The organism is Desulfobacula sp., from assembly GCF_014237455.1.
Lineage (GTDB): Bacteria > Desulfobacterota > Desulfobacteria > Desulfobacterales > Desulfobacteraceae > Desulfobacula.
The window spans coordinates 35,891-54,686 of sequence record NZ_JABZFL010000053.1 but is presented as its reverse complement, the minus strand read 5'-3'; the positions used below and the strand labels follow the sequence as shown (position 1 = coordinate 54,686).

General features: G+C 38.7%; 20 protein-coding genes, 2 tRNA genes and 1 riboswitch. Of the genes, 3 read left to right on the top strand and 19 right to left on the bottom strand.

Annotated features, from left to right (window positions below):
- Nucleotides 1–965, bottom strand: a 965-nt coding sequence (locus HGJ91_RS08430; protein WP_291347277.1) for a thiamine ABC transporter substrate-binding protein, incomplete at its 3' end; no start/stop codon positions are given.
- 60 nt (nt 966–1,025) lie between these two features.
- Nucleotides 1,026–1,129: riboswitch (TPP riboswitch) on the bottom strand.
- A gap of 212 nt (nt 1,130–1,341) precedes the next feature.
- On the opposite strand from HGJ91_RS08430, the gene HGJ91_RS08425 reads away from it, so the two are divergent.
- Nucleotides 1,342–4,452 carry a trypsin-like peptidase domain-containing protein gene (locus tag HGJ91_RS08425; RefSeq protein ID WP_291347276.1) on the top strand — a complete coding sequence of 1,037 codons (3,111 nt, stop codon included), beginning with the start codon at nt 1,342–1,344 and terminating at the stop codon, nt 4,450–4,452.
- A gap of 29 nt (nt 4,453–4,481) precedes the next feature.
- Here HGJ91_RS08425 and HGJ91_RS08420 read toward each other — a convergent pair whose 3' ends face one another.
- The 5 genes from HGJ91_RS08420 to HGJ91_RS08400 form a co-directional block, all read right to left on the bottom strand.
- Nucleotides 4,482–5,813 (bottom strand): replication-associated recombination protein A, encoded by a 1,332-nt coding sequence (locus HGJ91_RS08420; protein ID WP_291347275.1) that lies wholly within the window; start codon nt 5,811–5,813, stop codon nt 4,482–4,484.
- A 5-nt stretch (nt 5,814–5,818) separates the two neighbouring features.
- Nucleotides 5,819–7,267, bottom strand: coding sequence for a ribosome biogenesis GTPase Der (gene der, locus HGJ91_RS08415; protein ID WP_291347274.1), 1,449 nt, complete (start codon nt 7,265–7,267; stop codon nt 5,819–5,821).
- A gap of 97 nt (nt 7,268–7,364) precedes the next feature.
- Nucleotides 7,365–8,417 (bottom strand): ABC transporter permease, encoded by a 1,053-nt coding sequence (locus tag HGJ91_RS08410; RefSeq protein ID WP_291347273.1) that lies wholly within the window; start codon nt 8,415–8,417, stop codon nt 7,365–7,367.
- 4 nt (nt 8,418–8,421) lie between these two features.
- On the bottom strand, nt 8,422–9,159 hold the full coding sequence (locus HGJ91_RS08405) for an ABC transporter ATP-binding protein (protein WP_291347272.1): 738 nt from the start codon (nt 9,157–9,159) through the stop codon (nt 8,422–8,424).
- Between the two features lie 75 nt (nt 9,160–9,234).
- Nucleotides 9,235–9,990, bottom strand: coding sequence for a hypothetical protein (locus HGJ91_RS08400; RefSeq protein WP_291347271.1), 756 nt, complete (start codon nt 9,988–9,990; stop codon nt 9,235–9,237).
- Nucleotides 9,991–10,203: 213 nt separating this feature from the next.
- Here HGJ91_RS08400 and HGJ91_RS08395 point away from each other — a divergent pair, with 213 nt between their 5' ends.
- Entirely contained in the window at nt 10,204–11,211 is a 1,008-nt protein-coding gene (locus HGJ91_RS08395; RefSeq protein WP_291347270.1) for a S66 peptidase family protein, read from the top strand.
- A 111-nt stretch (nt 11,212–11,322) separates the two neighbouring features.
- Here the strand turns inward: HGJ91_RS08395 and HGJ91_RS08390 are convergent, their stop codons facing one another.
- The 13 genes from HGJ91_RS08390 to HGJ91_RS08330 form a co-directional block, all read right to left on the bottom strand.
- On the bottom strand, nt 11,323–11,685 hold the full coding sequence (locus HGJ91_RS08390; RefSeq protein WP_291347269.1) for a rhodanese-like domain-containing protein: 363 nt from the start codon (nt 11,683–11,685) through the stop codon (nt 11,323–11,325).
- A 60-nt stretch (nt 11,686–11,745) separates the two neighbouring features.
- On the bottom strand, nt 11,746–12,099 hold the full coding sequence (locus HGJ91_RS08385; protein ID WP_291347268.1) for a hypothetical protein: 354 nt from the start codon (nt 12,097–12,099) through the stop codon (nt 11,746–11,748).
- Nucleotides 12,100–12,451: 352 nt separating this feature from the next.
- Nucleotides 12,452–13,387 carry a LuxR C-terminal-related transcriptional regulator gene (locus HGJ91_RS08380; protein WP_291347267.1) on the bottom strand — a complete coding sequence of 312 codons (936 nt, stop codon included), beginning with the start codon at nt 13,385–13,387 and terminating at the stop codon, nt 12,452–12,454.
- Between the two features lie 331 nt (nt 13,388–13,718).
- Complete coding sequence (locus HGJ91_RS08375; RefSeq protein WP_291347266.1) at nt 13,719–14,183, bottom strand: hypothetical protein; 465 nt, start codon at nt 14,181–14,183, stop codon at nt 13,719–13,721.
- A gap of 12 nt (nt 14,184–14,195) precedes the next feature.
- Nucleotides 14,196–14,459 carry a DUF3862 domain-containing protein gene (locus HGJ91_RS08370; protein WP_291347265.1) on the bottom strand — a complete coding sequence of 88 codons (264 nt, stop codon included), beginning with the start codon at nt 14,457–14,459 and terminating at the stop codon, nt 14,196–14,198.
- 189 nt (nt 14,460–14,648) lie between these two features.
- Entirely contained in the window at nt 14,649–15,800 is a 1,152-nt protein-coding gene (locus HGJ91_RS08365; protein ID WP_291347264.1) for a Fic/DOC family N-terminal domain-containing protein, read from the bottom strand.
- Between the two features lie 277 nt (nt 15,801–16,077).
- Nucleotides 16,078–16,500 (bottom strand): threonyl-tRNA synthetase editing domain-containing protein, encoded by a 423-nt coding sequence (locus HGJ91_RS08360; protein ID WP_291347263.1) that lies wholly within the window; start codon nt 16,498–16,500, stop codon nt 16,078–16,080.
- Nucleotides 16,501–16,564: 64 nt separating this feature from the next.
- The gene (locus HGJ91_RS08355; protein ID WP_291347262.1) at nt 16,565–16,807 is read right to left on the bottom strand and encodes a YheU family protein; all 243 of its coding nucleotides are present in this window, start codon (nt 16,805–16,807) and stop codon (nt 16,565–16,567) included.
- A 9-nt stretch (nt 16,808–16,816) separates the two neighbouring features.
- A complete protein-coding gene (locus tag HGJ91_RS08350) occupies nt 16,817–17,161 on the bottom strand; it encodes a DsrE family protein (RefSeq protein ID WP_291347261.1) in 345 nt (114 codons plus the stop codon).
- The gene (locus HGJ91_RS08345) at nt 17,148–17,243 is read right to left on the bottom strand and encodes an HU family DNA-binding protein (protein WP_367142590.1); all 96 of its coding nucleotides are present in this window, start codon (nt 17,241–17,243) and stop codon (nt 17,148–17,150) included. Before HGJ91_RS08345 ends, HGJ91_RS08350 begins: the two co-directional genes overlap by 14 nt.
- 42 nt (nt 17,244–17,285) lie before the next feature.
- Nucleotides 17,286–17,489, bottom strand: coding sequence for an SEC-C metal-binding domain-containing protein (locus HGJ91_RS08340; RefSeq protein WP_291347278.1), 204 nt, complete (start codon nt 17,487–17,489; stop codon nt 17,286–17,288).
- 376 nt (nt 17,490–17,865) lie between these two features.
- A tRNA-Glu gene (locus HGJ91_RS08335) sits at nt 17,866–17,943 on the bottom strand.
- Nucleotides 17,944–17,962: 19 nt separating this feature from the next.
- A tRNA-Lys gene (locus HGJ91_RS08330) sits at nt 17,963–18,038 on the bottom strand.
- Between the two features lie 287 nt (nt 18,039–18,325).
- On the opposite strand from HGJ91_RS08330, the gene HGJ91_RS08325 reads away from it, so the two are divergent.
- Entirely contained in the window at nt 18,326–18,787 is a 462-nt protein-coding gene (locus HGJ91_RS08325; RefSeq protein WP_291347260.1) for an Lrp/AsnC family transcriptional regulator, read from the top strand.
- Nucleotides 18,788–18,796: the final 9 nt, after the last annotated feature.

The window sequence follows — 18,796 nt, the reverse complement described above, 5'->3', positions numbered from 1 at the left end:
ACATCCGGCAGTTCGACATTTTTGTTTGCCGGGAAAACAAACATCTGCAAGGGGATATCTTCCTGAAAATCTTTTGACAGGATAAAGTCCATGGTTTTTTTTGCAAGCTCCATGTTGGAAGTCCCTTTTAAAATCCCTGCAAACTCAATCTGCCTGAATGCAGATCCGTTTTCAATCACTACGCCGGTGGGGGCTTGATTTAACTTTGTTTCAGAAAAAAAGACTTCAGCAGACGGGCTTGATGCATAACTGACGACAATGGGTTTATCCCCTTTGGATGCTGCGGTGAATTTTCCCCAATAAGCTTCTTTCCAGCCATTGGTCACAAGAACCTCATTGGCTTTAAGTTTTTGCCAGTAATCAATATACCCGTCCTGGCCAAACCGGCTGATGGTTGCCAGTAAAAACGCCAGTCCCGGAGAAGATGTTGCAGGATTTTCAACAACGGTTAATCCTTTATATGCAGGTTTTATTAAATCTTCCAGCATGGCAGGAGGCACTTTATTATTCTCCTTAAACCATTTGATATCATAATTCAAACAGACATCTCCAAAATCCACTGGAACGAGCCTGTTTTCAGGGTCCAGTTTCAGCGCCTGGTCAACCGCATCCAAGTGCAAAGGGGCGTAAGCAACAAACATATCTGCTTTCAAAGCCCTGCTTAAAAATGTATTATCTACCCCGTAAAAGATATCTGCAAGGGGATTGTTTTTTGACAAAATCGCCTTGTTAAGCGCTTCTCCCGCGTCTCCGGATTTCAGGATGATAATTTTTGCATGAAGCCTGGCTTCAAACCTTGAGACGACCTCTTTACTGACACTAAAACTGTCATGGGTCATAATAGTTACCGTTTGACTCTCAGTTATTATCGGTTGTGCTTCATCCTGGTTTTGCTCTTCTTTTGAGCAGGCAAAAAGGCTGATCAGTACTAAGCATACTATAATCAAAAAAATCTTTTGTTTCATCATTTCTCTCCAAAATAAAAAAACCATCCTCTGAAAAAAACATCTGATCATCAGAGAATGGTTAATAATAGATTCGTTCCCTCCGCCGGCATTATCCGGATCAGGTTATGAACGGTCGGGCAAACCCCTCTCAGCATGACAATCATGCTCCCGCACAAATATTTTTTCTTTAATACTGAATAAAACGATTCTCACAGACTGTCAAGAAATAGATTTGATCCCGACAGACATTTGGCTCTTTCTACCCCTGCCTTTTTCTTGACTATCCTTGCTAACCACCTTATTATAAAAGGAAAAGGCCTCATCTTATGATGACTAACTCAAGTTTGCAATTAACCTTCATGCAAACTTAAAGAATCGATAAAGAGTCCCGATTATGAAACAATGCAAATCATGCGGACAAATTATCTCTCAAAAGATTACAACGTGCCCGGCCTGCGGCGGCCACATTGTAGACGGAATAAAATTTATTGATGATTACAGGATTTTGGCCATTATCCATGAGGGCCATTCCTCTCTTGTCTGCAAAGCTGTAAAAGGCCATGGTAAAACGCCGGTTTCCATCAGATTATTCGCGAAAGAATCAGGCGTGGATGACCGTGTTGCCAAACGGCTCGAAAAAGAGCTCAAAGAACTCAACAAACTGCCGTCCGAGCACTTTGTCCAGCATTATACCGTTAAAAAAAGCAGTGACGGGCTCTGGTACAGGGTCAGCGAATGGGTCGATGCGTCTGATTGGGGCTCTATCTTTATGTCCGGACAATTGAATGACCAGCGCAGGATAATCACCCTTTTTCACAATATCGCATCCGTACTTGATATGTTAAATAAAGCTGATCATTTTATGCCCTACCTGATTCTTGATGATATCCTGATCCCAAAAGAAAAAACAAAAAATCTCCATGTAAAAATCAACTATAAGCTTTCCAGGTTTCTGAGTGCAAGGGCAACCCACCACGGTCCCATGCTGCAAAAATTGCTTGAATGTCACCCTGATATTATCAACCAGGGAGCCATTGATTTTAAAAGCGGTATCTGGTCTCTTGGGAAAATATTTATTGAACTTTTAACCGCAGACCACAACCTGAAAGACTTCTCCTCAAAGGTTGATGAACTAAAAGGTCTAGATCCTGAACTTGCCGTTCTGATCAAAATCATGCTGTCGGACGACCCGGACCTGCGGCCTCAAACCATGGGCAAAGTAGTATCTGCGTTATCACACATTTTAGACCGGCTGCCTTATTCAAACCGAAAACTATCACCCTATAAAAAAAAGCCCAGGCTGCTCAAAGAATTACGGTGGTTTAAAAAGGTGGTGATCCTTTTGATTTTAATTATTATGGGGATCATTGCCTTTGGCGCCTTCTCATGGCTGTATGTCACTTTTGATAAAAACAAAAAAGAAGTGGTAGTTTCTAATTTTGTTGAATCCTATGCCAGTTCTGTTGCATTTCTTCTGGTGGAATACTGGCTGTCTGACACCCAGAAAATTATATATAAAAACAAGGTGGAAGGCACGGCCTTTCTGGTGGACAGCAACGGATATCTTTTAACCAATCGTCACGTCGCCTGTCCATGGCTTGATGACATCTCTCTTTTCCAGGTTCATAACCGGTATGCCATTTTTAAAAAACCCGTTAAATTTGATTACAGAATGTTTTTGTGGTTTGAAGGAGAAAAAGCGTTTAACCGTTTGCCGGCATTAAGAGACAGCAGGGAATTATCGGATTCTTATTATCTTTCATCCGCATACAGCACTGGTGGCGAAGGCAACTTAAGAATCGCCGGGGTTCCAAGGTCTTCTGTGAAAACCGGCGAAATAATAAAGTCTCCATTTAAAAACGATTTTGCGGTTTTAAAAATAGATGCACTGCCTTCCAACCTGAAACCTTTACCCCTTGAAACGACAATTGCTTCCGATGATATCCAGCGTCTCTCACCTGTGGTAATCTTAGGATTCCCCTTAGGAAGCCGTACCCAGGGTGACCATATTAATACAAGTATTACCAGGGGACATGTCAGAAGGACATCCAGAGAAATTATCCAGGTGGACTCCTCGATTTATAAAGGCAACAGTGGGGGACCTGCTATCAATGACAAAGGCCGTGTCATCGGTATTGCATCCGGAGTGGTGACAGATCAGATAAGTGAATATTTTAAACTTACCGCGCCTTTATCAGATTTTGGACTCATACTGCCCATTTCAAGACCGGCAAGGTTTATTGAATCGATTAAAACAGGTCAACCTCATTGGGATGGGGTTCTTGATTTTTCTTTGACATCCAAACTTGAACAGATTACCAGCCTTGCAAATGAAAATAAATTCAAGGAAGCTGCCGATCTCTGTGAAACCATGCTTAAAACAAGCAAAGACCCTGTCCTGCTGTTTTCAGCAGGAATGCTGAAGTTTTGTACCGGGGATTTTGATAAGAGCAGGCATTTTTTTAAAACCATTTCCTTGATCGAACAGGAAAACACAACCTCCCGGCTGATGCTCTATATCATCAACTGGATAAAAACCCGTGAAAGAACCAATGGCATTACAAAAGGCTTTTTTACTATGGACTGGTATGAAGGAGATGAATTTTTAGGCTATCTTGCAAAAGTATTAAAAGATAAAAAAAGAATGCGCCCCGGATTTATTGAGTATGAAACCCGGGCCGAAAAAAGCTGGAGACTGTTTGTTGAAGGGCTTATTTCAGAAAAAAATAATGAATTAGGCACTGCCCAAAAAATGTTTAAACAATCTATTCTAAGTGCCGGTATCAATAATTGGGTTTATTTTCTTTCTTTTTCAAGGCTGAATCGCATCCAGGAAGAACATGCGACATATCTGGAAGATAAACAATTGCACAAAAAGGATGTTGAAGTATTCCGGCAGAAAGCCAGAGAACACAAAAAGCAGGCAGCCGAACGCAGGGCAATGATGGCAGCATTGATTAACGAATTTGAGTCGAACAAATTGAGCCATGAAAAAAAAATCCAAAGTTATATCAAACTTCTTGAAATAGCACCGGAAAACAGGACCATTGTTGGAAGAATCGCTTTTTACCATGCCGTAAACAGTGAATGGCAAAAGGCACTTGACTTCATTGATGCCTATTTTAAGCAACCCACCCGGGAGTCCGCCTTAAGTCTCAGTCTGGGATTATTAAAAGGAGAAATTCTGAATATCATGGGAAACCGACAGGAATCAATGGATCACCTAACTAAATTTTCAAACGAAATCCATAACCCCTGGTACAGCATTATCAGCAAACACCTTGTTTCAAAAATAAAAGAGGGTAAGCTGATTAAACTTGCCGGGAAAAAACCTGAAAAACTAATTACCCTGCACACGGCACTGGGCCTGTGGGCAGAAGGAGATCAAAACAGGGAAAAAGCATCCCACCATTACAGGGAGGCCTTAAGCTCGTATCTCGATGACTGGAACGAGTACGATCTGGCCCTTGGCAGAATCATGCATTTCAGGCAGCCCCTTAACTGATTCATTGGAAAGCCTCCGGCCAATACGCATCAGAACTGTTTATCTGTTTTCTTTTTTAATTTGATCCAGGCTTCGAGCCTTAGTTTTACAGTTTTCTCATATCCCCGATCCATTGGAAAATAAAACCGCTGCTCTCCAAGGTCGTCCGGCAGATAGGACTGGGGAATATAGGCATCCTTATAATCATGGGCATACTTGTACCCTTTGCCGTAATTCAAATCTTTCATCAACTTTGTCGGGGCATTCCTGATATGAAGCGGAACCGGTGAATAACCGATCTTTCGAATTATCTTTTTTACCTGTTTATGCGCTGTATAGACTGCATTGCTCTTGAGAGCGGTTGCAAGATAGATGGCTGCCTGAAAGAGTACGTCGTCCCCTTCCGGGTGGCCTAAAATCCGAAAGGATTCACTGGCATTCAAGGCCATGGTCAGCGCTCCCGGATCAGCCATCCCAATATCTTCTGTAGCAAACCGGATCATTCTTCTGAGCATGTAATACGGGTCATCTCCTGCCATGAGCATCCGTTCAAGCCAGTAAATCGCTGCATCCGGATCACTGCCCCGCATGCTCTTGATAAATGCAGAGATCAGATTAAAATGTTCCTCTCCCGCCTTATCGTATAACAATGATTTTTTTTCGATGGCAGTCTCAATATCCTGAACATCAATCTGTTTTTTTTGAACGAAATGAAGCATTGCCGTCTCAAGATTGATCAGGGCAATCCGGGCATCGCCGTCAGACACCCTTGCTATGTGCTCCAATGCATCATGAGACAGCCTGTCTTTCTTAAGATCCAGACCGTTTTCCGGATCTGTTAATGCCCGTTTTAAAATAATTAAGATGCTTTCTTTTTCAAGGGCTTTAAGGGTAAATACCCTGCATCGGGATACCAGGGCGGGAATGACTTCAAAGGAAGGATTTTCCGTGGTAGCCCCCACAAGAATAATCAACCCTTTTTCCACATGATGGAGAAAGGCGTCCTGCTGGGCTTTGTTGAACCTGTGAATTTCGTCCACAAAAAGAATGGTTCGTTTTTGATACAACGCCCGGTTTCTTTTGGCCTGTTCGATAATCTGCCGGATGTCTTTAACCCCGGATAGAACAGCAGATATTTTTACAAATTCAGATTTTGTTTCATTGGCAATAATTCCTGCCAAAGTTGTCTTGCCGCATCCGGGCGGCCCCCAGAGAAGGATGGAAAATACCCTGTCATCTTCAATGGCCTTTTGAAGAAGGCTTCCTTTGGCTGTCAGGTGCTCCTGACCCACAAGCTCATCAAGGGTTCTGGGGCGCATTCTGTCAGCCAGAGGACGGGATAAGGATTTATCCAGGGGTTTATGAGATTCAAAAAGATTCATTCTGTTTAAGCGTTGTCCATGTCCCTTTTTCTTTTTCTTTGACTCTGTTCTTTTCGCAACTTTTGTTTTTTGGTCATCTGTCTTTTCTTTTTCTTAAAAATTCTTTGGTCCTCTCTTGTGTTACCTGAAAATGCTATTTTCCCTGTCTTTTCCCTGAAATAGAGTTTAATGGGCGTTTTTTCCAAAGGAATCATCTGCCTCAACTGATTGATCAGATATCGCTTATAGGAAAAATGAACTGCTTTTGAAAAATTGACAAAACAAACAAAGCACGGTGGTTTTGCCGCTACCTGTGTGGAGTAGAAAAATTTTAATCTTTTCCCTTTATGCAATGAAGGCTCTTCCCTGTAAACAGCATCCTCAATAATCCGATTCAGCACACCGGTATTGATCCTGTGGCAATATTCCTTGTAGATTTTGACGACTTCATCCAGGATCCTATGGCAGCGTTGTCCTGTCAGGGCTGAAATCGTTATGGCAGGCGCATAGGATAAAAATTTTGCCTTATACCTTAAATCCTTCATATATTTTTTTATATTTTTTCGTTCCTTGTCCAGAAGGTCCCACTTGTTTAACAGAAACAGGGCGCCGCATCCCCTGTCTTCAGCATATCCCGCAATGGTAATATCCTGATCCGTAATCCCTTCATCTGAATCAATCAAAATTAACGCCACATCACACTCATCAAGACTTTTCAATGCCTTCAGGATTGAAAATTTTTCAATTTTCTGGGTGACCTTGCCCTTACGTCGAATACCTGCCGTATCCACAAGGACAAACTGCCTGCCTCTATGCTCAACACTGAGTTCTATGGCATCTCTTGTGGTACCAGCCTTTTCATCGACCACTACCCGCTGTTCGCCAAACAGCCTGTTGGCAAGGGAAGATTTTCCTACATTGGGCCGGCCGACAATGGCAATTTTAATCAGGGAGTCATCGTCGTCGTCTTCCTGCTCATATTCCGGCAGCGCTTCCATAAGGTCATCTAAAAAATCACCCACACCAATACCGTGTTCTGCTGAAATCTTATAAAAATGATCAATGCCCAATGAATAAAACTCTGAAAGCTCATCATACTGTTTGGTGCTTTCTATTTTATTGATCAGATAAAACACCGGTTTGGACATCCTTCGTAAAAAATCAGCCAGCTCCCGGTCATAGGGTGACAATCCTGCCCGGCCATCCATGATGAATATGAGGACATCAGCCTGGTCAGCTGCAGCTGTCAACTGCTCTTTAATCTGGGAGGCAAAATAATCATCATCCGAACTTAAAAACCCGCCCGTATCGATCACGGTAAACTCAATATCATCCCATAGTGCATCCGCATAGTGCCTATCCCTTGTCACACCCGGAAAATCATCCACAAGCGCCTGTCTTGAGCGTATAATCCTGTTAAACAATGTGGATTTGCCCACATTGGGTCTGCCCAGAAGGGCCACAACCGGTTTCATGTTTTAACCTCCAAAAATTAAACGAAAACTTTTTTTGTCTTATACAATATATTGAATTATTTATAAATAGGTATGATGAATCCCATTTAAATTGTCTTTATTTTGTCCAGGAAAATAACAAAGAACCGATACACAGGAAAGCAAGGCTCATCACAAGGAGTATGGTAATCTCAGAGGAGACCTCGGAAAGCGTGGCACCATCATTGATAATTTTTCTGACTGCCGATAGAAAATGAGTTAACGGGAGCGCGTTTGCAATGCTTTTAACCCAGGCCGATGCCCCTTCTATGGAAAACCATACTTCAGACAAGAACATCATGGGCCAGCAAATAAAATTAATAGCCCCGTTGGTTAATTCTTCATTCGTCCCCCGGCATGCGATGATCAATCCAAGGGAGACAAGACAGATGCTTCCTGCCAGAAAAATCACAAATGCATCAAAATAAGATCCCTGCATCTGAAAAGAAAAAAATAAATCACATCCAAACCAGACCAGAGATGATGTTGCCAGCAAAATCAAAACCCGGGATACCAATTGGGCGGTCAGATATTCAAATGCCGTAACAGGGGTTGCCTTAAGCCGTTTTAACACACCGCTTCTCCTGTATCTGACAATGACATACCCCACCCCGAAAAGGGAAGAAAACATGATATTCATCCCAAGAATACCCGGAAAGAGCCAGTCTATATATCGTACCTGCGCACCTTTGATTTGCTGTTTAATTACCCTGGATGCAAACATCTCTTCGGGTATAATGGATTCCTTGACCACTTTTTCCAACACATATCCCTTGGGAGACGAATTGTTGATCCAGTACCTGAGTTTCGGACCTTTATTTTCTAACAAAATATCTATCTTGTGGTGCAGGAGCTTATCCATGGCCTCATCATGGGTTTCAAAAGGGACAATCTTGATGTGGTCATAGGTTTTAAGTTTCTCAGGAATCTTAAGCTCATTGACTGTCATCGAATCTTGTTTTACCGGGAAAACACCCAGTTTGAATTCAGATCTTGAATCGGAACTGAAAATTACACCAAACCCTGCAACAATTAAAAACGGAAAAAGAATATTCCAGCCAAATCCTGCCCGATCTCTTATAAACTCGAAGTTCCTGGCCACAAACAGTGCCCACATCCTTTTGAAACTCATGATACTATTCTCTTAAGCGCTTACCGGTTAATTTTAAAAAAACAGACTCCAGGTTCCGGGGGCTGTCCATATCTTTACAATGTTTGTCCACCAGGTTCTCAGGAGACCCCTGTTCAATGATACGCCCTTTATCCATAATGGCAATCGTATCACATAAGCTTTCAGCCTCTTCCATATAATGGGTGGTCAAAATAATGGTCCTTCCTTTTTTATTCATATCGTGGATGATTTCCCAAATATGTTTTCTTGCCTGGGGATCAAGACCGGTGGACGGCTCATCTAAAAATATGAGTTCCGGATCATTTAAAAGGGCAAGCCCCAGCAACAGCCTTTGCCGCTGGCCGCCTGAAATTTTATTATTCAGACTCTTTTTAATGTTTTCAAGCATGCACAAGGCAATAATGTCCTCAACCGGTAAATGGTTATGATAAAAAGCGGCAAATGTCCTTAAGGTTTCTTCCACGGTTAAAAATGCCAGAAGCTCTGTGTGCTGGAACTGGATGCCAACTTCCTGGTTAAAGGCTTTGTCTCTTTCACCACCTTTGTAAAAAATATCACCGGAATCCTGTGCAATGATATTCTCCATCATTTCCACGATAGTGGTTTTCCCGGCTCCATTCGGACCTAAAAGGCCAAAACAACTGCCTTTGGCGATAGTAAGAGAAATACCATCCACCGCAGTGTTGCCATTATATTTTTTCTTTAACTGCCTGACTTCAATAATGTTTGATACAGTTGACATTGATTTTTAAACCTGCTCGCTCCTTTTCCTTGTAATATAGAAGCCAAAAATTATTATTTAATGTATGATCAGCAATTAGACCTCAACCATATCTTCTATTTCCTTTAATCGTTTTTCTAAATCCTCTGATTTTTCCATATTCTTTTGCTCTTCAAGTTGTTCCATTATCGAGTCAAACATATTTCTGAGCGCTGGTAAAACTTCTTTTTTAAAAGTTTCTTTTTGTTCTGCTGAAAATTGTGAAATTTGATTAACAAGCTCATCTATCTTTTTATGAAATGCTTCAGTGTTAAAAGTATCTAAATATTCTTCAAGTTGACTCACAATCTCATTATTTTGTTTTTTAATACTCCCCATTACCTTTTTTAACTCTTCTTCAGCGGTAGCAATTTTGTATTCTAAAAAGGTAATCCCTTTCACTAAAGATCCTGATTTTAAAGGTGTTTTATCCGATGCTTCTAAAGAGGAAACAGCAACAATGTGTGCATTTGAATTTTTTGAAAAAAGATTGCTCACCAAAACAAATGGTGTGGTCTCATATATTTTTTCTTTATATTTTTTATCAATAATAATTTCAACTTTGGACATTTGAGACTCAACCAAGGATACTTTTCTTACCTTCCCTATTAAGACCTTTTGACCTTTTAGATCTTCTGCTAAATAGACATCACTACCTTGAATAAGGTTTCTATGATTTTTATAGAGCACATCAATTACCAAGTCTCGTTGAAACAATGACATGATGTTTGACAATGGATTTGCTAAACAAGGGCTATTAAAACCTAAAATGATAATAACGAATAAGATTACATTTAAATATTTTTTCATCATACATTCCTCAGGTTTGATTAATTTTTTCAATGATTGTTGTTTTGGTGAGTGCCAATGGGGGTTGCTCCTTTTAATTAACATATTGAAAACACATATTGACTTAGTATATTTACTTTCATTACATTGAAGTTGTCAAGAATAGGGATAAAATGAGACCGCCTTAAGCCGGGCAGTGATTATTAATGAGGATATTAACGGGATTAAGGAATAAGCATGCTGTTTGAGCCACTTAAAAAAGGGGATACCATAGCGTTTTTTTCACCCTCTTCTCCTGGTACATTTACAGCCCCGAAACGATTTGAACGTGCGAAAACATTCCTTAAAAATAAAGGATTTCATCTTATGCCGGGAAACCTGACCGGCATAAAGGATGGATACCGGTCAGGCAATGCCAAGCAAAGAGCAGATGAACTGAATGAACTGATTTCCAATCCCAATGTAGACTGCATCATTTCCACCATTGGCGGAATCAATTCAAATGCATTGCTGCCCCATATTGATTATGATGCATTTAAACAACATCCCAAGATCATCATCGGCCATTCTGATGTCACATCTATTTTGCTGGCACTTTACGCAAAAACTGGCATCACTACATTTTACGGCCCATCTGTGATCCATTCTTTTGGAGAATTTTCCCCTTTTCTGAACATGACCTGGACCTATTTTGAGGATATTCTCTTAAAAAATCATTCTCTGCCCCATCCCTACAAAATGCCGGATTACTGGACTGATGATTTTATGAACTGGGAGGAAAAGACAAAAGAGAAGACCCGTAACAAAAATAAATGGTTAACTATAAATAAAGGGCAGGTAGAAGGCAGGATCCTGGGCGGAACATTGAATGCAATGAGTACAATCTTGGGTACCGACTATATGCCTCCTGTAGATAAAAACACCATTTTATTTATTGAAGATACAACAAAAACAGCCGCCTATGTGGAACGGTTGTTCTCCCTGTTAAAAGCTCACCATTATTTTAAAAATATCGGCGGAATAATTTTGGGTAAGCATGAACAATACGATGACCAGAAAACAGGTAAATTGCCCCATGACATTCTAATGGAAATTGCAGGGGAAATAGACATACCGATTCTTGGAGAATTTGATTGTTGTCACACCCAACCCTGTTTTACACTGCCCCTGGGCAAAAGATTCAGACTTGATGCAACTAAACAAACAGTAAGTTTGTTGGAACCATGGAGTGTTGTCAAGGAATAAACAGTCCTCTTTTTTGACCCTGTAAATAATTGCTGTTTTATGCATTGATGGTTCTAACTATTCATGGGAAAATGGCCATACCTAATTATATAATGCATTTTTCCCTAATATTTATTTGAGAATATATACATCTGGATAGTCCATAAGCTTCAAGGTGACAGCGATGGCACCTGCAATTGCTTGGACATCATGGATGACAATCAGACTATTGCTTTTGTTTAATTCCTCCATCATAGGTTTAGAAAACATATCGCTGTAATCAACATAGTTAGCACCTTTAATATGATTTTTTTCATATTTTGATTTATCACGGAAATCAACAAAAGTGCAATTTTTTAACTTTCCTGCATCTTTTTCAGTTATAAGTAATGCGCCAAAATCAATTTTATTTACATCGATTAAATCATTAAGAAGTTTTAACCTGCCTTCAGTGGAGTACCCTGCTTTTTTCCATGTCTTGATACCGTCTCTCATCCAATATACATTTGTGTAACCATTCTCAACCGCCAACCTGGCGGCGTGATAGGATTTCCATCATGTGCCTGACGCACAATAGGTCATAATGGGAGTACTTTTATCTTTTGGAAGCTGTGCAATATCAAAGTCAACTTTGTTTAACGGCATATCAGTGCGTTTGTGATCCTTTGGGACCATGCACGTTATGTGTATTGTACCGGAAGGATGCCCTTTCATGAAATCAGTCGTATGGCTGTGACATGCAACCACTGTCACGCCGTCTTCATGAAGTTTTTTTGCTTCTTTCATGCTTACTGCCTTGAATCCGTCCCCCCCTTTTTCAGGAGCAGGCACCTTCGCCGCAAATCCGAATGTAGATGATCCAATTATAAAAAATAATGAAAGAATAAGAATTAATATTTTTTTATGCATCGTTAACCTCCTTTTTCTTTTAATGTTTTTGTTTTTTGAATAATTTCCATTCCTCAAAAATTAGGTATGACCATAGAATTATGTCCTTATTTCACCTCCTTTAGCTTAAATTACAATTTTCGGATATCTTCTTCACCATTCACAGCTGTATCAATCGTATATCCTTTTTTTGACAGAGTGTGTTTCATCAGCTTCAAGACAGATGGTTCATCATCTATTACAAGGATAGTGGGTGTTATGGAGTAGCTTTTCAGTAGTGTTCCTGTTTTTTTAATTTTACTTGGAACAAACTACAGGTCAACAAATTAAAAAGCTAAAAAATAGACATGATTTTATCAGGTAAAAACTGTCATTAATTAAGGGATGACAAATAAGTCCTCAAATTTATTTTTTTATTTTTCAATTCAAATTTTTGTCTGATATTATTTCGATGTGAGGATACTGCCCGTATGGATTTATTGAGAAGTTGTGATATTTCTTTGTTTGTTTTCCCATCTTTAACAAGGTGGGCTACCTGAATTTCTGTAGGTGTCAAACCCATCATTGGACCTGACAATTTTTTTGAAAAAGGGGTGGTCATCTCCTTAATACCGGATTCCAGGATATCAAGCATGTCTTCTTGAACATTCTTTGTAAGATGGGTTCTCAATTGATTTAGGAGGGGCTGTATAAGTGACTTAAAATTAGAATATATATTTTCACCGATTTGATTTTTATCCTCTTCTCTTTTATTCAACAGCACCCGTAAAGCTGTATTTACATCTTCAAGAGAGGAAGTCCTTTCTTTTATTTTTTCTTCAAGATCGACATTCCAATTTTTTAGCTTTTCTTCCATTTTTTTTCGGTGAGTAATATCTATTGCAATTTCCATACGTACAAGTCGTCCGCCTGTCCAGGGAATTGCTTGATCGTGCAGCTCATACCATTTGTCTAATATTTGATTGTGAATTTCCCATACATAGGGTCCCGTCGGATTTCCATCTGCATTTACTAATTTATCATTTGAGCAGAATTTACAGGGACCAATTTGGTTTTTGTGAAGTGATTTCCAGCATAATTTACCGATTAGATCCTTTCCATAAAGTTTTTTCATGTGATCGTTCATGAAAAGGATCTCATATGAGTCCATATCGGTAATGTAAATTAATGAATCAAGATTATTAAAAATAGCTTCTAATTGAAACTGACTATATTTCAGTATATTCTCCGCCTTCCTGCGATCAGATTCTGATTGCTCTAATTCCTGAATCCTTTTTTCTAATTCTTTATAAGTCGATTTTTCAGCCATGTGAATTCCCTTTTATATCGAAACGGGATTAGACCCAAGGTGGTGGAATACTTGCCATATTCCGCACGTTTCCCAAACCATACAGCAACCAGAATGCGTTTAATATTTGGCCACGATTTAAATAAAAATTACAATAATAGATATTGTGATGTAACGCAAATAAATTTTCAAAAAATAATTCAACTTCTTTGAAAGGTCAATTATAATTTTGTTACGTCAAGTTGGAGAGTAACCGAATTTTTCAAAAAAAAATATCCGGTGATTCGGGAAATGTGATCTATATATTGGTACTTTATTAAGTGTAATCTCAAAAAAATTGCAGGATAGGTTATCAACTCTTGCCTTTGTTCTTTTTCTTGCTTTTACCTTTACCTTTATCTTTAAGTTTTATTTTGTTATTTTTAGAAACATCAGGCATGTCATGATTCCGCTTTAAAGTATGGAATTCCTGTGATCCGGGTTTGATGCCCAGGTTTTTGGCAAGTACACCCCAACCTTTCTTCTTTTTTTCTCTGTATTTTTCCATAACTTGATTTGTTGACTTTGATGCCATCTCCCCATAACGGAAAACCATGTAAGCATCCGCAGGATTCGTTACATCTCTGAGTACAGCTTTTATTTCTGTATCACCTACTTTAAAACGAGCTCTAAGCCTTGCTTTGAATCCTTCCGGATCAGCTTCAGCTTGGATATTAAGATCCCTCATCCAACTGAAATCTCCAGCTATAGCAACAGTGGCTGACGAAACAAGCAAGAACATAAAGGATACTAAAAACAACATTTTTTGCATCTTCATAACATTTTCCTTTTAAAGTCCCTTCATAGAAGGAAGTATAACCTTATCAACAACAAATTTTATACTTATATTCTTTGTTTCACTTCCCCACATACAGCTTTTTGTGCCAACCGCAGCATCACATTTATCCGGTTCACCGATAATTTCAATCACCTGTTGATAATCCATTCCGACCTTAATCTTGTCATAATTCTCTTTGCTCAATTTGCTGCATCCAATGAGAGTGAAAGATAACAGTAAGGTTGTCAGAATCATAAATTTTAGAAGTTTTTTCATGTAAATTTCCTTTTTCATCTTTGATTTTGTTTGAATAAGAATATCCTTTTAGGTAACTGTGTGTCAAAGAAAATAACCGGTGAGTTGAAATTTAATAGTCACAGATTACCATAAAAAAACGCACCTGTATGTTCATGGTGCCGGGAGCAGATCATTGAGTGAGTCCAGTGGTCCTGCTAGTTCGTTTAATTATTTAACGATCTCCATTAATGGCTTAAATGAATACATTGCTGGACGCCTGCCTTGGGCGGGTGTGACAGTATCTATTATTTTATTTTCGAGCAAGTTTTTTATCACCCTGGCTGCATGTGGTTTTGACAATTCTGTTGATTCTGTAAAATTTGGTGTTTCAAATATTAATTTTGAAAAAAGAAAATCCTGAACTTTCAAAGAATTTCGTGATTTGGTTACATCTTGAATAATATGCTTCATTTCTTCATACAGCTGAATGATACTTTTAGCTCGTTTTGTATTGTTAATGGCTTGACTGGTAATTGCCTCAAGAAAATAATTAATCCATTCATGCCATGCTTTTTTGTCTGATACTGCTCTTAGATTATCATAATAATTTTGTCTGTTTTCTTCAAAAAATTCACTCACATACAATGCCGGATACTTAAGAATTTTTTGTTCAAACAAGAATAGAGGGATAAGAATTCTGCCAATTCTTCCGTTTCCATCTAAAAAAGGGTGAATGATTTCAAATTGAGCATGGATTATAGCCAATTGTACAAGTTTATCTTTTTCATTATAATGGCAATATTTTTCCCAATTAGATAAAAAATCTAAGAGAAGATGCGGTTCTGGCGGAACATAGCTTGCTGTTTCAATTGTTGAATTTGATTTTCCAATCCAATTTTGAATTCTCCTAAATTCACCTCTTGCTTTGTTTTGACCCCTTACTCCTTGTAAAAGTATCTTGTGCATGTCTTTAATAAAGTTTAAACAGACGGGTCTGTTTTCAAGTTCCTTTGTGGCAAACAGCAGGGCATTCCTGTAATTGATAACTTCCTCAATGTCGTTAATATTGTCCTGTTTTCTTTTTGGAGCTGCCTCAAACGCTAAAACTTCATTCAGAGATGCCTGTGTTCCTTCAATTTTTGATGACAACACTGCCTCTTGGATCATAAGTGGATTTAAAAATAATAAAGGGTTTGGAATGCTTTCAAGCAGACCATCAAATTTTGCCACTGCGGAATTTGCTTTGACAATATTGGTGACCAGGTTTTCCCAGTTAATATTTTCAAGCGGCAATTTTTCTGAAATAAAGGGTTTTGGCATGTTATTTCTCTTTAGTGTCTCATTTAAAGGCATATTACAAGACGAAACATCTTTTGTCAATCATTCATGATACGCAAGATTGCGTATTCATTTAGGAGGAAAACGACAGGCATCAGCGGATTATCCGCTGGATACCATGCTTATGCCTTTTTCATTCGCTCCATTAGCCAACCTACGATTGGTTCAAAAGGTGCCCTTTTGCTGTTAAATAATTGGGCCATTTCATCATCATAAAAAAACCTTTTGTAGAGTTTGTATCCGTCCAAAATTTCAATTATTCAAATTTTCTAAAATCAAATGGATCAAATTTTTGATTGCCAATCCGGTCTATTCTGCATCAAAATTCCTTAAAAATTCTGGCAAGTGGATGCCCTTTAGCTTCTATAACCAAATCATTAAAATACCCATAGGCCGTTTGAGATGCTTCATATTCTGCCTTTACAAGTCTATCCTGAACTTGGTCCAAAAGATGTTTTGCCTTATCTGGATCGGCTTTTTCTTCAGCCAAATGTGTAAATGAATGGAGCAGGATTTTTTTTACATCCCATTTGCGGGCAAGCCATTTAGCATTTTTTACCAGTTTGGTTTCAGAAGAACTGCCATTTTCAACATCTTTAGGTTCAACATGTATGAAGGCAACCACAGCTTTTTCATGCTCTTCTGGTTCTGAGTTTTGAACATTCTCAAGCGTCTTTATTGTTGGTTTCCAGGCAAATTTATCACAATACCAAAATAATACTCTCATCAAATCACCATCCAATTTTATTTTTCATTTCCATTCTCAATATATTCAAAAATACAACTTTTAGAGTATGAAAAAATGATTACTCTTCAAGCTCCTCCAATACAGGGTCATTCCTTTTTAAAATAGTACAGGTTTCAGATTTCTGGTCAAAAACAATAACAGCTTTCCCGGATTTAAGCTGACCGAGCACCTGAGATATTTTTGTATCCAAGGGGGTTTCAACTTCTCCATAGTCAGTGCCGTCCCGGGTGACAAATTCTTCGATAACGCTATGTAAAGCTTCTGGTGATAATTGATCGTATGGGATTTTAACAGCGGTCATTGTTCAAGATTATATTGTCAAAAGCTTTTCATCATTTACTAAAATTTCTGTAAGCGGAACTCCCCAATATATTACTTCAATTCCAAGTTTTTCCAGATTATCAGTTACTCCTAATTGATCAGCACAAGCTCTACAGGCGGTAACATGAACACCAGCTTCCAAAGCTTCTCCAACTTTTTTTTGAATATCGATATTTTCACTTACCAATTTGGTAGGCGCTCCCCAAACTATTAGAGTGACTTTTTCCCACCAACCTTTGAGAAGGGAATTAATGGTATACATGAAAACCATTTTTTCAGCAGTAATAGGGTTGTCATTGGTCCATAACACGTAAAGATGTTTATTTTTGCTCATCAATATCCTCCCCGGTAGCAGGATTTCTTCCCTTCCACGGTGCTTTTTCATTTGCCTGGAATTTACCAAAACTTGAAATCATAATATCTTTAAAACCCGCACAGGATTTTTATCATTATTTCCCTCAGCCGAAAACTGGACCACATGATTTTTTAGTAACCCCCTTTTTTTTAAGAATAGGATGTTCCTTGAAATAAAGCTTGTCCTTTGCAAGATGACATTTCTTATATTTTGATCCACTACCACACCAGCAGAGATCATTTTTCCGCGGTAATATTGCAGGGGGTACCTGTCCATTATTACTAAAAAGCTGACTGAACCAACCCATAAAAAATGCTCCTATTTTAATAAAATTTACAATATCTATAATATAAGCGAAGCATTGATTTTGTAAAGAATTAATGATCAAATTGAAAATTATCTTTTGGGATCTTTAACCGGGTCCTTTTGTTTTTTATGTGTACCAATACCCGCGCCCGTGAAAGCATCATCCCCTGAAATTATCCAAGGTTTTTCTGAGGATGTTACTTGATGCCTTTTTTAGGTGGGATGCTCCAATATCGAAAAATTGAGTATATACAGATGAATCACTGTATGGGTTATGACTCAATTACAATTGTACAAAAAATTCGAATTTGAAATGAAAAACGGTTTAAAAAAATAAAAAAGCTCTCAGCAAACACTGAAAGCCTTGATATTCTTGTTGGCGTCCCCAAGGGGATTCGAACCCCTGTCGCCGGCGTGAAAGGCCGGTGTCCTGGACCGGGCTAGACGATGGGGACGCAATGTCTTTTTTTTTGGTGGTGGGCCGTGCTGGGCTCGAACCAGCGACTCTCTGCTTAAAAGGCAGATACTCTGCCAACTGAGTTAACGGCCCAAGGCCAATCAAAAAAACAGAAAATATTTATATGATTTAAAAAAAAATGTCAATAGTTTTTTGGAAATCATATCTTTTTTTTAAAATCAAACAGGGCTTGTAATCCGCATTCAGAATATCAAGGATAAGGTCATTAAGAAGCTATGAAAACCAAAACCGTGTGCCATCTTAACATAAAATGAATATTGTTCGTAAAAATATATAATAATAAAAATTATATTCTTGACAAAAAATAATTATAAGAATATTATACTCAATTATTATGATTTAAAAAAATAAGGTGAAAAATGGACGGTACTGATCTTCAAATCCTGAAAATTTTGCAAAAAAAAGCGCGGGTGCCCAATGTAGAAGTCGCCAGGACTATCGGGATGGCTCCATCTGCAGTGCTGGAACGAATTAAAAAGTTAGAAGCACGGGGGGTGATTGAGGGGTATGAAGTTCGTCTCAATCCCGACATGTTTAATTGTTCAATGATTGCTTTTATCCAAATCAAGGTGACGGCACAGGCCAGACTCATTGAAACCGGCGAACTGCTTTCAAAAATAGATCAAATCCAGGAGGTGCACTACCTGGCCGGAGAAGACTGTCTCATGGTCAAGCTGCGCGTAGCAGACAATATAGAGCTTGAAACCATTTTAAGAACCCAAATAGCAACCCTTGATGTTGTAAAAGATACCAAAACATTTATCGCCCTTTCCACCTATAAAGAAAGTGCAAAAATAATGTTGCCCGAAACTTTTGAATAAGGAATTTAT

Coding starts and splice junctions, on each gene's coding strand:
- HGJ91_RS08345 (WP_367142590.1), bottom strand. CDS start 17,243: ATGATTTCAAGTTTTGGTAAATTCCAGGCAAATGAAAAAGCACCGTGG.
- HGJ91_RS08340 (WP_291347278.1), bottom strand. CDS start 17,489: ATGGGTTGGTTCAGTCAGCTTTTTAGTAATAATGGACAGGTACCCCCT.
- HGJ91_RS08325 (WP_291347260.1), top strand. CDS start 18,326: ATGGACGGTACTGATCTTCAAATCCTGAAAATTTTGCAAAAAAAAGCG.
- HGJ91_RS08370 (WP_291347265.1), bottom strand. CDS start 14,459: ATGAAAAAACTTCTAAAATTTATGATTCTGACAACCTTACTGTTATCT.
- HGJ91_RS08380 (WP_291347267.1), bottom strand. CDS start 13,387: ATGGCTGAAAAATCGACTTATAAAGAATTAGAAAAAAGGATTCAGGAA.
- HGJ91_RS08390 (WP_291347269.1), bottom strand. CDS start 11,685: ATGAGAGACGGTATCAAGACATGGAAAAAAGCAGGGTACTCCACTGAA.
- HGJ91_RS08355 (WP_291347262.1), bottom strand. CDS start 16,807: ATGACCGCTGTTAAAATCCCATACGATCAATTATCACCAGAAGCTTTA.
- HGJ91_RS08385 (WP_291347268.1), bottom strand. CDS start 12,099: ATGCATAAAAAAATATTAATTCTTATTCTTTCATTATTTTTTATAATT.
- HGJ91_RS08375 (WP_291347266.1), bottom strand. CDS start 14,183: ATGAAGATGCAAAAAATGTTGTTTTTAGTATCCTTTATGTTCTTGCTT.
- HGJ91_RS08410 (WP_291347273.1), bottom strand. CDS start 8,417: ATGAGTTTCAAAAGGATGTGGGCACTGTTTGTGGCCAGGAACTTCGAG.
- HGJ91_RS08405 (WP_291347272.1), bottom strand. CDS start 9,159: ATGTCAACTGTATCAAACATTATTGAAGTCAGGCAGTTAAAGAAAAAA.
- HGJ91_RS08395 (WP_291347270.1), top strand. CDS start 10,204: ATGCTGTTTGAGCCACTTAAAAAAGGGGATACCATAGCGTTTTTTTCA.
- HGJ91_RS08350 (WP_291347261.1), bottom strand. CDS start 17,161: ATGAGCAAAAATAAACATCTTTACGTGTTATGGACCAATGACAACCCT.
- HGJ91_RS08425 (WP_291347276.1), top strand. CDS start 1,342: ATGAAACAATGCAAATCATGCGGACAAATTATCTCTCAAAAGATTACA.
- der (WP_291347274.1), bottom strand. CDS start 7,267: ATGAAACCGGTTGTGGCCCTTCTGGGCAGACCCAATGTGGGCAAATCC.
- HGJ91_RS08400 (WP_291347271.1), bottom strand. CDS start 9,990: ATGATGAAAAAATATTTAAATGTAATCTTATTCGTTATTATCATTTTA.
- HGJ91_RS08420 (WP_291347275.1), bottom strand. CDS start 5,813: ATGAATCTTTTTGAATCTCATAAACCCCTGGATAAATCCTTATCCCGT.